8 protein-coding genes are annotated in these 13,381 nt (G+C 65.1%); 3 read left to right on the top strand and 5 right to left on the bottom strand.

All coding sequences use genetic code 11. The features are described from left to right. Window positions 1-87: 87 nt before the first annotated feature. Both CFB47_RS33880 and CFB47_RS33875 read right to left on the bottom strand, forming a co-directional pair. Window positions 88-1,251, bottom strand: a complete 1,164-nt coding sequence (locus CFB47_RS33880) for an AraC family transcriptional regulator (RefSeq protein ID WP_089464284.1) — start codon at window positions 1,249-1,251, stop codon at window positions 88-90. Continuing rightward, entirely contained in the window at window positions 1,248-2,882 is a 1,635-nt protein-coding gene (locus CFB47_RS33875) for an AMP-binding protein (RefSeq protein ID WP_089463829.1), read from the bottom strand. The genes CFB47_RS33880 and CFB47_RS33875 overlap by 4 nt, the downstream gene beginning before the upstream one ends. 368 nt (window positions 2,883-3,250) lie before the next feature. Between CFB47_RS33875 and CFB47_RS33870 the strand changes: the two genes are divergently transcribed. Continuing rightward, complete coding sequence (locus tag CFB47_RS33870) at window positions 3,251-4,351, top strand: AraC family transcriptional regulator (protein ID WP_089460007.1); 1,101 nt, start codon at window positions 3,251-3,253, stop codon at window positions 4,349-4,351. 24 nt (window positions 4,352-4,375) lie between these two features. Here CFB47_RS33870 and CFB47_RS33865 read toward each other — a convergent pair whose 3' ends face one another. The 3 genes from CFB47_RS33865 to CFB47_RS33855 all read right to left on the bottom strand — a co-directional run bounded on the left by CFB47_RS33865 (window position 4,376) and on the right by CFB47_RS33855 (window position 7,694). Further along, window positions 4,376-5,881, bottom strand: a complete 1,506-nt coding sequence (locus CFB47_RS33865; RefSeq protein ID WP_089464283.1) for a HAMP domain-containing sensor histidine kinase — start codon at window positions 5,879-5,881, stop codon at window positions 4,376-4,378. Next, window positions 5,881-6,600, bottom strand: a complete 720-nt coding sequence (locus CFB47_RS33860; RefSeq protein ID WP_039353478.1) for a response regulator transcription factor — start codon at window positions 6,598-6,600, stop codon at window positions 5,881-5,883. Before CFB47_RS33860 ends, CFB47_RS33865 begins: the two co-directional genes overlap by 1 nt. Before the next feature lie 464 nt (window positions 6,601-7,064). Further along, the gene (locus CFB47_RS33855; protein WP_089463828.1) at window positions 7,065-7,694 is read right to left on the bottom strand and encodes a TetR/AcrR family transcriptional regulator; all 630 of its coding nucleotides are present in this window, start codon (window positions 7,692-7,694) and stop codon (window positions 7,065-7,067) included. Window positions 7,695-7,785: 91 nt separating this feature from the next. On the opposite strand from CFB47_RS33855, the gene CFB47_RS33850 reads away from it, so the two are divergent. Then, window positions 7,786-10,977 (top strand): cytochrome P450, encoded by a 3,192-nt coding sequence (locus CFB47_RS33850; protein WP_089463827.1) that lies wholly within the window; start codon window positions 7,786-7,788, stop codon window positions 10,975-10,977. Window positions 10,978-11,520: 543 nt separating this feature from the next. After that, the gene (locus CFB47_RS33845) at window positions 11,521-13,344 is read left to right on the top strand and encodes an acyl-CoA dehydrogenase (protein WP_089463826.1); all 1,824 of its coding nucleotides are present in this window, start codon (window positions 11,521-11,523) and stop codon (window positions 13,342-13,344) included. Window positions 13,345-13,381: the final 37 nt, after the last annotated feature.

Genomic DNA, 13,381 nt, shown 5'->3' with positions numbered 1-13,381 from the left:
GTCCATGGGAGCGCGCGAAGGTATCCGGTTATGGGAACCGGCTACCTTGAAGCGATGCAAGACGCATGACGCGTGACGCGTTACGCGTTACGCGCGCCGCCGGTAAGTGCCCGGCGTGCTCCCTGTCCAGTGCCGGAACGCGCGATGGAACGCGCTCGGATCGTCGAAGCCGATGTCGGCGCCGATCGCCGCGATCGTGTCGGGCGTATCGGTCAGCCGCTGGATCGCGATGTCGCGCCGCAGTTCGTCCTTGAGCGCCTGGAACGTCGTCCCTTCGGCGGCCAGGTGGCGGCTCAGCGTGCGCACCGAGCAATGCAGGTGCTCGGCCGCCTGGTCGATCACCGGCAGGTCGGGCAACGCTTCCGACAGGTACTGCCGCACGCGATGGCACACGAGCTGTTCGCTGAACGATTCGAAGATCCAGTCGCCCGGTGCGCGCGCGAGGAACTTGCGCAGGTTGCGCTTGCTCTGCCGGATCGGCGCGTCGAGGTAATCCGCGCTGAAGCGCATCAGCGTGCGCTCGCAGTCGAACTGCACGGCGCCGGTGAAGAAGTACAGGTGCTCGACCGCATGGCGCGGCCGCGGGCACGCGAACTCGATCTGCAGCAGCGGGATCTTCTGCCCGATCAGCCAGGAGCACACGCCGTGCACGAGCTTGAGCATCAGCTCCTGGCCGAGCGCGCCGATCGGGCCGATGGCGTCGTTCGGGCGCAGCACCGTCTGCGCGACGAGGCCGTCGCGCTTCGATTCGACGAAGAAATCGTCGAGCAGGATATGGAAGAATTGCCCGAAACGATGCAGCGCCGTTTCGAGGTTGCGCGCATCGAGCAGGCTCAGGCACAGGTACTTCAGCGTGCCGCCGCGCAGCGGGCGCGAGAAGATGCCGGGCATCTCGTCGTCGAGTTCGATCGCGAGCGTGCGGTACAGCGTCGAGAACTGTTCCTCCGTCACGCGCGCATGCGGTTCGCCGAGCAGCTCGATCGGGATGCCGGCGCCGCCCAGGTAGCGCTCGACCACGTCGCGCTGCACGGCCGCGCTCGCGAGGAAGCCGTTGACGAGCGAGATCGGCACCGTCGCGCTCGGCGACGGCAGTGCACGCCCGGGTGCATGCCCGGGCTGGGCGGAAAGTGAATCTGAACCGGTCATCGCGTCCCCGTCGATCGAACCGCTCGCATTGTACTTGAGCGGCCCGCGCGGAGCCTTCCGGGCCGTCGGCGCGCCGGGTGCCGCGCGGCGCGCCGACGCCGTCAGTCGGTGCGGCTGAGTTCCCGGCGCAGGATCTTGCCGACGGTCGACTTCGGCAGCCGGTCGACGAAGCGAATCAGCTTCGGCACCTTGTAGCCCGCGAGGCTTTCGCGACAATGCGCGACGAGTTGCTCCTCCGTCACGTCGGCGTCCTGCGCGAGCACCACGAACAGTTTCACGGCCTCGCCCGTGCGCGCGTCCGGCACGCCGATGCACGCGCACTCGGCCACGCCGGGCACGGCGGTCGCGACCGCTTCCACCTCGTTCGGGTACACGTTGAAGCCCGACACGATGATCATGTCCTTCTTGCGGTCGACGATCCGCAGGAACCCGGCTTCGTCGAACACGCCGACGTCGCCCGTGCGGAAATAGCCGTCGGCCGTGAACGCGGCCGCATTCGCGTCCGGTTTCCGCCAGTAGCCGCCCATTACCTGCGGCCCCTTCACGCAGATCTCGCCCGCGCCGCCGATCGCCACCTCGTTGTCCTGGTCGTCGAGCAGCTTCACGTCGGTCGACGGCAGCGGCAGGCCGGTGGTGCCCGTGAAAGAGTCGATCGACTGCGGGTTGAACGACACGACCGGCGACGTCTCCGACAGCCCGTAGCCCTCGCGGATGAAGTTGCCCGTCACCGCCTTCCAGCGCGACGAGATCACGTCGATCACGGCCGCGCCGCCGCCGGCCGACAGCTTCAGCCGCGACCAGTCGACTTCCGCCAGGCGCGGATGGCCGGCGAGCCCCGCGTACAGCGTGTTCACGCCGACGAACACCGTCGGCCGCGCGGCCTTCAGCACGTCGATGAAGCCGTCCATGTCGCGCGGGTTCGCGATCAGCCAGTTCTGCGCGCCGATCGCGAAGTAGGACAGGAAGTTCACCGTCAGCGCGAAGATGTGATACATCGGGATCGCCGTGACGACGACCTCCTCGCCCGGCTTGCGCGCAGCCGGCACGATCGCCGCGAACTGCTCGATGTTCGCGACGAGGTTGCGGTGCGACAGCGCCGCGCCCTTCGACAGGCCGGTCGTGCCGCCCGTGTACTGCAGCAGCAGCAGGTCGTCGCCGCCCAGCGCAACCGGTTCGAGCGTGAGCGATTCGCCGACGGCTATGGCGCGCGCGAGCGGGATCGAACCGGGCGGCAGCGCGTCGCAGGTCCCGGGCGGCGCATCGACGACGCCGAGATCACCACGCCCGACGCTCAGCACGGTGCGCACGCGCGTGCCGCCGACCACTTCGGCGAACGTGCCCATCGACCCGCCGCACACCAGCGCGACCTCGACGCCCGCGTCGTTGAGCTGATGCTCGAGCTCGCGCGCCGTATAGAGCGGATTCACGTTGACCTGGATCGCGCCGATCTTCGCGACCGCGACGAACGCGACCGCAAACGCGAGCACGTTGGGCAGCATCACGGCCACGCGATCGCCCTTGCGCACGCCCACGACCTGCTGCAGATAGGCGGCCAGCGCGGTCGACAGGCGGTCGACGTCGGCATAGGTCAGCGTGCGGCCATACGAGTGGAACGCCGGGCGATCGGCGAATCGGCGCATCGCGTCGTCCAGCAACGCGGTTACGGAAGGAAAGCGATCGGGATCGATCTCGGCGGGGATCGAGCCATACGACCCGGTCCAGTGTCTTTTCGTCATGTCTCACTCCACGGGGGACGGCGCGCCGGCCGCGCCGTTCGCACGACGGCCTGCACGCCGGAGAAGCGCGGACCATCGCCTGATCGGCGACTATCGCCCGCGCGGCGCACTTTGAAAATGATCCGGGCGGCCGAAAAGATGATCGAAACGGACAGGCGGGCCGCACCTGTCCAGGTTACTGCGCCGGACACCGCCGACCTGGCCGGCCGGCACGCGCCAGGCCGGCTGCGGCGGCATGGGTGCAATCGAAGCCCGCTGCGCCGGGTCGCACCGGCACGCGCATCAGGGTGAACCCTGTGGCGCATGGGACCGATCCCGAGCAGAATTGCGTGCCGTCAACGATATCGATTCGGACGCAGGATGCTCCCATGCCGCGCAGTGCGCTCTTGAACCCGACGACCGCCCGCGCAGCCCGCCTGCCGGACGTCGAGCCGACCCACGCGTTGCGCCAGCAGCGCTTCACGCCGGCCAAGCTGGCCGTGCTGCTCGACGTGGCGACGCAAGCCGGCCTCGACCCGGTCGCTGTGCTCGACGGCACCGGCCTCACGCCAGCCGCCGTCGCGGACCCGTTCACGCTCACGTCGCCGCTGCAGTTCCTCACGGCCGCGCGCAACGCGATCGGCCGCTACGACGGCACCGATCTCGGCGTGCGCGTCGGCCACCGGCTGCACGCGTCGAGCTACGGGATGTACGGCTACGCGATGCTGTGTTCGGAATCGCTCGCGCACGCGTTCGAATCCGCCGTCAAATATCACCGGCTCGCGAACGGCATGCTCGCGATCCGCTGGGTCGAACAGGGCGACATCGTGTCGTGGCAGTTTCCCGACCGGCACGAAGTCGCGCTCCCCGACCTCGACGAGCCGCTGTACCGTTTCCTGATCGACATGCAGTTCGCGCTGCACGTGACGATCATCAAGGACGTGATGGGGGCGTGGTGCGTGCCGGCGCGCGCGCAGTTCGCGCAGCCGCAGCCGGCGCACGCGGCGTTGCTGGCCGATGCGCTCGAATGCCCGATCGCCTTCGACCAGCCGCATCACGTGCTCAGCTACCCGGCCGCATGGCTCACGCGCGCGCCGCAGCTCGCGAATCCGATTACCGCCGCGCAGGTGTCGTCGCATTGCGCGAGCCTGCTCGACGAATTGCGCAGCCAGGCCGGCGTCACGCGGCGCGTGTACCAGGAACTCACGCGCACGCCCGGGCAGTTTCCGGACATCGACGCGATCGCGGCGATCCTGTGCATCACGTCCCGCACGCTGCGCCGCAAGCTCGAAGCCGAAGGCACGTCGTACAGCGAACTGCTGGCGAGCGTGCGCAAGGCGCTCGCGATCGACTATCTCAGCACGACCACGCTCAGCACCGAGGACATCGCATCGACGCTCGGCTTCAGCGACGCGGTGGGATTCCGCCACGCGTTCAAGCGCTGGACCGGCATGACGCCGAGCGACGTGCGGCGCAAGCGCGGCGGTTGAACGCCGGCATTGCGTGGGAGACGGTCAGCGCCCGTCGCCGGCCGCGGGCGTGGCCACCGCCAGCTCGAACTCGAACACCGCCCCGCGCCCGGCCCGGTCGACCAGCCGGATACGGCTGCCGTTGAGCGCCAGCATCCGGTGCACGATCAGTAGCCCGAGCCCGCCGCTCGTCACCGCGCCGCCGCTCATCGGCCGCTGCGGCCGCTGGAACAACCCTTCGCGCCGCGCCGCCGGAATCCCTTCGCCGGTATCGGCCACGGTCACGAGCACGCGGTCGCCGCGCGGCTCCAGCGCGACTTCGACCTCGCCGTGCGCGGGCGTGTGTCGCAGCGCGTTGTCGAGCAGGTTGGTCAGCACGCGCTCGATCATCCCGAGATCGGCCGACACGACCGGCACCCGCGGCGGAATCCGCGCATGCAGCGCGACGCCGCGCGCCTGCGCGGTCAACTCGAATTTCTGGAACACGTCCTGCACGAGATCGACGAGCGAGAACGGCTCGCGCTCGGCCTGCACGCCGCCCGATTCGAGCCGCGCGAGCTCGAACAGCGCCTGCGCGAGCCGGCCGACCTTCGCGCTTTGCGCGAGCGCGATCGACAGGTAGCGCCGCCGCTCGTTTTCGGCGAGCGTGTCCGACTTCAGCGACAGCGTCTCCAGGTAGCCGTGCAGCGACGTGAGCGGCGTGCGCAGGTCGTGCGAGATGTTCGTGATCAGTTCGCGCCGCTGCTGGTCCTGGTGCGTCAGCGCGCGCCACTGGTCGCCGATCCGGTCGGCCATCTGCGCGAACGCGGATTCGAGCACGACGATGTCGTCGCCGCGCCGGCCCTGCCGCGAGCGCGGCACTGGCGGCTGCGTGTCGGGCGTGCCGTTCGCGTCGAAGCGGCGCATCGCGTCCGTCAGCCGGCGCAGCGGGCGCGTGATGAAGCTGAACGCGGTGAGGCCCGCGAGCAGGCCGAGCAGCGCGACCAGCGCCATCGACCACAGCGTCGTGCGCAACACGTTGCCGGCGTCGACACGCGCGGCCAGCTGGTCGTGCGCCTCTCCGAGCAGCACCACGTAAATGTAGCCCGACGGCGGCTGCCCCGCCAGTTGCAGCGGCGCGGCGCTGAACACCTTGCGCGCATCGGGGCTGCGCGGGTCGTCGCCGAGGATCGGCAGCGGCTCGCCCGCGATGAAGCGCTGCACGGGCGCGAGATCGACGCGCTCGCGCTTCACGTGACCGGGCGGCGCATCGTCGCCCTTGATCCGCCCCGCGTTGTCGAGCAGATAGACCTCGACGCTCGGGTTCACGCCCATCAACTGCCCGAACAGCGTTCGCACGGCGTCCGGGCGCAGCCCGTTCGCGTCCATCAGCGGCGCGCTGTGGGTCACGCTGTTGACGATGTTGGCGGCCAGGTCGCGCGACAGCCCCTGCACGACTTCCTGCTCGCGCATGTCGTTCGCGCGGATCTGCAGCCACGCGGACGCGCCCGAGCACGCAAGCAGCAGCACCGAGAACACGAGCGACAGCCGCTGGGTGAGGGTGAGCTTCATCATGCGTCCCGCTGGCCCGGTGCGGCGAGCTTGTAGCCGCGGCCCCACACGGTGAGGATCCGCACGGGTTCGGCCGGATCGGCCTCGATCTTCGCGCGCAGCCGGTTGATGTGGGTGTTGACCGTGTGCTCGTAGCCTTCGTGCTGGTAACCCCACACGGCATTGAGCAGGTCCATCCGGGAGAACACCTTGCCCGGGTGCCGCGCGAAGAAATACAGCAGGTCGAATTCGCGCGGCGTGAGGTCGATGCGCGCGCCGTCCACGCTCGCCTCGCGCGCGATCGGGTCGATCGCCAGCCCCGCGACGTCGAGCGTGCCCGCGTCGATCCGCGAATCGCGCGCCAGCGCATCGACGCGCCGCAGCAGCGCCTTCACGCGCGCGACGAGTTCGAGCACCGAGAACGGCTTGGCCAGATAGTCGTCGGCGCCGAGCTCGAGGCCGAGGATCCGATGCACCTCGCTCGAACGCGCACTGGTGATGATGATCGGCGTGTAGCGCGTCATCGCACGCGCGCGCCGGCAGATTTCGAGGCCGTCTACGCCCGGCAGCATCAGGTCGAGAATCAGCGCATCCCAGCCGCCCTGCTCGAGCAGGCGCAGCCCCTCGGCACCGTCCGCGCTGTGCACGACCTCGTAGCGCTCGTCGCGCAGGTGCAGGCTCAGTACATCGGCGATATCGGCGTCGTCCTCGACGATCAGGATGCGTTTCGGTTGGTCCATGGCGGCGGGCGGCGGCACGTCGGTGCCTGGTATCGGTTCGGGCCGGCCCCGGTCCGGCTGGCCGGGTTCTCCGGGGGAATCGCGGCGATGGGCCGCGCTGCCGCCATTGTGCAAAATTTTGCGGCGGGGAGTGATCACATTTTATTTAACTTTGGCCGGTGCGCGTGTCGGGAGTCGAGACTGGAACGGCTCTCCGACCGTCCCCTTCGATGGCGATTGAGGAGAATGCAGAAGCAGTGCTATCAACCGCCGTATCCAATGCGCACACAACAAGCACTACAAACTACTTTTCGACGTGAAGACCACACCGACCGAGCCTCGCGATCACCCGCATCGGTCGATAACCGTCGGTTGGTGACGCGACCGAAAATGCCATTCCTGCGCAACGCGTTCGGTGCGAGTCGATTCGGCTCGCGGGCGGCGCATGGCGAACAACCTGCCCGCTTCCCGTGCGCCCGCTCTAGCTACTCCGAATCCGCCTGCGCAAACCCGAGCGTCAGCCCGAACGCGTCGAGGATCGTCGCCGCCGTCTTGGCCATGCGTTTCGCCATGGCCTCCGGCGTCTCGCGCACGGCGCCCTGGCGAAGCCAGTGCACCGCCGTCCAAACCAATCCCCCGCCTAGCACCGTCAGACAATCCTGCTCTGCTTCCGTACGGACGCCTTCATAAGGCGGAAGAATCCGGCCGGAAACGAAGGTCACCAGTTCATCGAAAAACGCCGATGTCGCCGCGTCGTTGAACACGGTCAGATAGAACGACTGATGCGCATTCAGATGCTCGAGAATCAGCGCGGTTTCCACCTCCATTGACCTGATGAACGTGGAATTCGGCGGGTTCAGCAGTTTGCCTTGCTCCTCGACGAACGAAAAAGCGTTGTCGAGCCTCACCAGTGCCGCCCGCTGAGCCGCGGACTGAAGGTCGGGAAAGTGCTGATAGAACGTGGGACGCGCGACCCCGGCACGCTGCACCAGTTGAGCAATGCTGAGCGTGTTCAGCGGCGCGTCGTCGAGCAGCTCGGTCGCGGCGCGAACGAGCGCGTCGTAACTCCGTTGAAAGCGAGGATCGGCGGGATTAGGGCTTACATCAGGTGGCATAAAAAGCTCTGGACACGTGGTTTTGTCTATTTTACATTCGTTCAATAGATTGAGATGTGATGCGTCGACATACCTCTGAAAGGCTATTGAAATGAAATCCTCATCCCTCGTCCCCCAGCCGCCCCTGAAACCCGTCATCGGTCATCTGATGGAGGTCCTCGGGCCGTCTCCGCTTGCCAAGATGATGGATCTCGCGCGCAAGTACGGGCCGGTCTACTGGTTCGAGGTGTTCGGCCAAGGTTACTACGTTGTCAGCGGCCAAACACTCGTGAATGAAGTGTGTGATGAAAGCCGATTTCAGAAGTGCGTGCACCAGTCGCTGCTCGAACTGAGGCCTGCGATCGGCGACGGGTTATTTACGGCATTCGGGGACGAACCGAACTGGGCCAAGGCGCATCGTGTGCTGATGCAGGCGTTCGGCCCGCTCAGTATCTGGTCGATGTTCGACAAAATGGTCGACATCGCCGACCAGATGTTTCTCCATTGGGAGCGGTTCGGCCCGGAGACGCCGGTCGACGTGTCCGATCACATGACGCGACTGACGCTCGATACGATTGCCCTGTGTGCGTTCGATTGTCGTTTCAACAGCTTCTACCGTGAAGATCAGCATCCGTTTGTCGATGCCATGGTCAACACCCTCAGCGAGGCCGGAAAGCGCGAGTTGCGACCCAAACTGGTGTCGAAGCTGATGATCAATCGCAGTCGCAAGTTCGACGCCGACATCGAAGTCATGCGATCGCTCGCGACCAAGATGATCGAGGACCGGCGCAAGCACCCGCACGACAGCGAGGCGTCGATGGACCTGCTCGACCGAATGCTGAACGGCGTCGATCCGGTGACGGGAGAAAAACTCGATGACGAGAACATCGTCTTCCAGATGATTACCTTTCTCATCGCCGGACATGAAACGACCAGCGGGCTCCTGTCCTTTGCCACCTATTTCCTCCTCAAGAACCCGGACATCCTGCAAAAAGCACGGGACCTGGTCGACGAGGTGGTGGGCAGCGAGACCCCGCGGATCGAGCATCTCGCGCGACTGCGTTACATCGAACACATCCTCATGGAGACGTTGCGAATCTGGCCGACCGCGCCGGCATTCGCCGTGTCGCCGCTCGCCGACACCACGTTCGGCGGGAAATATGCCGTTTCTCCCGACGACATCATCATGATCCTGACGCCCATGTTGCATCGGGATGTGAGCGTCTGGGGCGAGGACGTCGAGGCGTTTCGTCCGGAGCGATTTGCCCCGGAGAATGCGGAGCAACTCCCGCCCAATGCCTGGAAGCCCTTCGGCAATGGGGCGCGTGCCTGTATCGGCCGCCCGTTTGCGATGCAGGAAGCGCATCTCGTCCTGATCATGCTGCTTCAGCGATTCGATTTCTCTTTCGCCGATCCGGACTACGAGCTGGAGGTCGCCGAAACGCTTACGCTGAAGCCGACCGGTTTCCGGATCAACGTGAAACCGCGGGCCCGGGGTGCGCTCAAAGTGCCCGATACGGCCGTTCGCGCCCGCCCGAGCGCGCAAAGCCCGAGCGTCGCCCCGGTTCAGTCGGCCCCTTCCGGCGAAGATGTGTCGACGATGCTCGTCCTCTTCGGGGGAAATACGGGCTCCGCCGAATCCTTTGCAAGACGCATTGCAGGAGACGCGAGTCGGCACGGATTTCACGCCACGTGTGCGCCCCTCGACGATTTCGCGGGAAAACTCGACGGGTATCCGGCCATCGTGATCGTCACCGCTTCCTACGAAGGACAGCCGCCCGACAACGCCCGATCATTCGTCCCGTATGTCGAAGCACTCGAAGAAGGCGCGCTTCACGGTGTTCATTTTTCGGTGCTCGGGTGCGGCAACAAACAATGGGCACGGACCTACCAGGCGATTCCCAAGCGAGTCGATGAGGCGCTCGAGAAGGCCGGTGCCACGAGAGTGCACGTCAGAGGCGAACTCGATTCCGGTGGCGACTTCTTCGGTGAATTTGACAATTGGTACACCGAAATGTGGGACCGATTTGCGATCAGCGCCGGGAAGGAAGTCTCGACCGTGCAACCTGGCGATACCGCACTGAAAGTCAGTTTCGCCGAGAACACCCGTGAAAAATTGCTGAACTTCGGCGACATGGCGCACGCGTCCATCGTCGACAACAGGGAACTGGTCGATATCAGCGTGGCCGGCAGCCGCTCCAAAAAGCATATCGAACTGAAACTGCCGGAAGCGATGACGTATCGATCGGGAGATTACCTGGCCGTTCTGCCGCGCAACTCGAAAAACAACGTCGATCGCGTCTTGCGCCGGTTTCGCGTGAGCTGGGACACGCCGGTGGTGATTGAAGGCACGTCAAGTAATCCGCGCCTCCCGCTCGGCCAGCCCATCAGTTGTGGCGACCTGTTCTCGAGCTATGTCGAACTCGCCGTTCCTGCCACCCGATCACAAGTAACGACCCTGGCTGCCGCCACGCGTTGCCCTCCCGAGAAGGTCGAGCTCGAGCGCCTGAGCGCCGACGATTTCGAAGGCGAAATCCTCGGAAAGCGGACCACCGTCATGGATCTGCTCGAACGCTTCGGATCCGTCGATCTGCGGCTCGAAAAATTCCTCGATATGCTGCCCGCGCTGAAAGCACGCCAGTATTCGATCTCGTCTTCCCCGCTTTGGAAAGCAGATCATGTCACGCTGACGGTAGCCGTGGTCGATGCACCGGCGCTCTCCGGCAATGGTCGCCATGAAGGGGTGGCGTCGTCGTATCTCGCGCGACTCAACACCGGGGACAGCCTGTCCGTTGCAGTCAGGCCATCGAATGCGCACTTTCGGCCACCCGCCGAGACCGGCCTTCCGATGATCCTGATCTGTGCCGGTTCCGGCATCGCTCCATTCCGCGGCTTTCTGCAAGAGCGCGCACTACAGAAGCAGCAAGGGGAAAACGTCGGCAAGTCGCTGCTCTTCTTCGGCATCGATGACCCCGACGTCGACTTTCTGTATCGCGACGAACTCGACGAATGGGCACGATGCGGTGTGGTCGAAGTGATGCCGGCTTACTCGAACCGCCCGGAGGAAGGTGCCCGGTTCGTTCAGGACAAAGTCTGGCTGGAGCGCGAGAAGATCGCCGCACTGTTTGCGCAAGGCGCCACCGTCTTCGTCTGCGGGGACGGAAAGAACATGGCGCCTGCCGTACGCGCCACGCTTGCCCGCATTTATCAGGAGGCAACGGGAGCGAACGACGAAAGCGCCAGCGCGTGGATCGACACGATGGAGCGGGAGCATGGCAGATATGTTGCCGACGTGTTTGCGTGACGGTGACGGGATCCTGTCGCGTCCGGTTGCGGCAGACAGCTGATCTGCCCCGCCACCGCTTTCCGGAGCGGATGCGACACGTACTTCGATCCTGGCCTGTGCCCTGTTTTCCTTGCGTCCTTCACCCCGGTTCCGGTCGAGTTCCGACCGGAACCGGGGGTTGATCACACGCCGCATGACTACGTCGAATCGACCCCACGTCTTTCAATGACGGCACGCCTCGGAAAGCGACGGGTTAACCACGATCGACCGTCGCTGAACACCATGCTAACTTCATCGTCCACATGACCTGGTCATTTGATCAACATTGAAATGGACTTGCCGTCCCACTGAAAGCCACGCGAATCGCTCCATGCATACCGCCTCCGGATAGGCATGACCGATCCCTCCGATGTCGTGGCGGAGTGGCCGATGCCGATCACCCCATGATGTCCTTCAGTGTTTCCGAGCGCGATCGCTTCGCACTATTAATTTCGCATTCCAGAATTTATTGAAGACAGTCGAAATCGCGCCAAGACACCCGACACTCACTCATTCGATTCCATGACTAGCGAACTCACCCTCTCCCGTCGCGACGTGGAGTTCATTCTTTTCGACTGGCTGCAGGTCGAATCGCTTACGCGCCGGCAACGATTTGCCGGGCAGGACCGCTTCGACTACACGTCCGTGCTGGATGTGTACGAATCGCTTGCCACGGATCTCTTCCAACCGCATAACAAGAAGAACGACAGCAACGAACCCGCATTCGACGGAGAACGCGTCACCATCAACCCGGAAGTGGGTGTCGCATTGCGTGCATTTGCGGCCGCCGGGCTGATCAGCGCGTCGTTCCCCAACGAGTGGAACGGCATGAGCCTGCCCAGCACCGTGGAGCGGGCCGGCATGGCGTATTTGCTCGCAGCCAATCCGGGAACCGCGGGCTACGCCTTTCTCACGATCGCCAACGCCAATCTGCTGATGGCCCACGGCGAGCGCGAGCGGGTCGAGCCCTACGTCAACGCCATGGCGGAAGGGCGATGTTTCGGCACGATGTGCCTGTCGGAGCCGCAAGCCGGTTCAAGTCTTGCCGATATCCGCACGCGCGCGGTTCCGAGCCGGGACGGCCGCTACCGCCTGTTCGGCAACAAGATGTGGATCTCCGGTGGCGATCACGAGATTTCAGAGAACATCGTCCACCTGGTATTGGCCAAGATTCCCGACGAAAACGGCCAGCTTCCGCCGGGTGTTCAAGGGATATCGCTCTTCACCGTCCCGCGCAAGTTGATCGACGCCGACGGGCTGCCCGGCGAGCGAAACGATGTCGTCCTCGCCGGCATCAATCACAAGATGGGGTACCGCGGCACCGTCAATTGCCTGCTGAACTTCGGTGAGGGTCGCTACCGCCCGGAAGGCGAAGCGGGCGCGATCGGGGAGATCGTCGGCGAACCCGGCAAAGGCCTCGCCTACATGTTCCACATGATGAACGAGGCGCGCATCTCGGTCGGCCTCGGCGCCGCCGCGATCGGCTATACCGGCTACCTTCACTCGCTGGATTATGCGAAAACGCGCCTGCAGGGCCGGACACGCGGTGACCGATCGCCCGCAGCTGGACAAGCGCCCATCATTCGTCACGCCGACGTCCGGCGCATGCTGCTGGCGCAAAAGGCCTATGTGTCGGGTGCACTCGCGTTGTGCCTGTATGCGGCTCGACTGAGCGACGATATCCATTCGCAAGAAGACGCCGGCGATCGCGAAGACGCGCATGGCCTGCTCGACCTGCTCACGCCCGTCGTCAAGAGCTGGTCGTCCCAATGGGGTCTCGTCGCCAACGATCTCGCCATTCAGGTTCACGGCGGCTACGGCTACACACGCGAATACAACGTCGAGCAGTTCTATCGCGACAATCGGCTCAACCCGATACACGAAGGCACATTCGGTATCCAGGCGCTCGACCTGCTGGGTCGCAAGACACGCGCAAACGGCGGCGCCGCGATGAATACGCTCGACCGGAAAATCGCCGAGACGGTATTCAAGGCCCGGTCGATCGGCTCGCTCCATGACCATGCCGACACGCTCGAACGCGCGTGGGAACGCATCCGACTCGTCACCGCCGAGCTGCACCGGCTCGACGACCCGGAGCTCCAGCTGGCGAATGCGGCCGCCTACCTCGAAGCATTTGGCCATGTCGTCGTCGGCTGGCTTTGGCTCGATCAGGCGATCGTGGCCAGCACGCTCGAAAGCGGCCCCGCCGGGAGCGACTTCCATCGCGGCAAGCTCGCCGCGTGCGACTACTTCTTCGGGTGGGAAATGCCCAAGGTGGCCGCGTGGCTGGCGGTGCTCGATCCCGTGGAAACCACGCCCCTGACGATGCCCGAGCACTGGTTCTGACCCGTGCGCGCAGCCTCCGTTTCGTTGCTTCCGTTAA

Origin of the sequence: Burkholderia sp. AU27893 (genome assembly GCF_002223205.1) — a bacterium.
Lineage (GTDB): Bacteria > Pseudomonadota > Gammaproteobacteria > Burkholderiales > Burkholderiaceae > Burkholderia.
This window is presented reverse-complemented; position numbering and strand designations above follow the sequence as displayed.

Excerpts from the sequence above, each read along its gene's own strand:
- CFB47_RS33875 (WP_089463829.1), bottom strand. The coding sequence starts at position 2,882 with ATGACGAAAAGACACTGGACCGGGTCGTATGGCTCGATCCCCGCCGAG.
- CFB47_RS33870 (WP_089460007.1), top strand. The coding sequence starts at position 3,251 with ATGCCGCGCAGTGCGCTCTTGAACCCGACGACCGCCCGCGCAGCCCGC.
- CFB47_RS33865 (WP_089464283.1), bottom strand. The coding sequence starts at position 5,881 with ATGAAGCTCACCCTCACCCAGCGGCTGTCGCTCGTGTTCTCGGTGCTG.
- CFB47_RS33860 (WP_039353478.1), bottom strand. The coding sequence starts at position 6,600 with ATGGACCAACCGAAACGCATCCTGATCGTCGAGGACGACGCCGATATC.
- CFB47_RS33855 (WP_089463828.1), bottom strand. The coding sequence starts at position 7,694 with ATGCCACCTGATGTAAGCCCTAATCCCGCCGATCCTCGCTTTCAACGG.
- CFB47_RS33850 (WP_089463827.1), top strand. The coding sequence starts at position 7,786 with ATGAAATCCTCATCCCTCGTCCCCCAGCCGCCCCTGAAACCCGTCATC.
- CFB47_RS33845 (WP_089463826.1), top strand. The coding sequence starts at position 11,521 with ATGACTAGCGAACTCACCCTCTCCCGTCGCGACGTGGAGTTCATTCTT.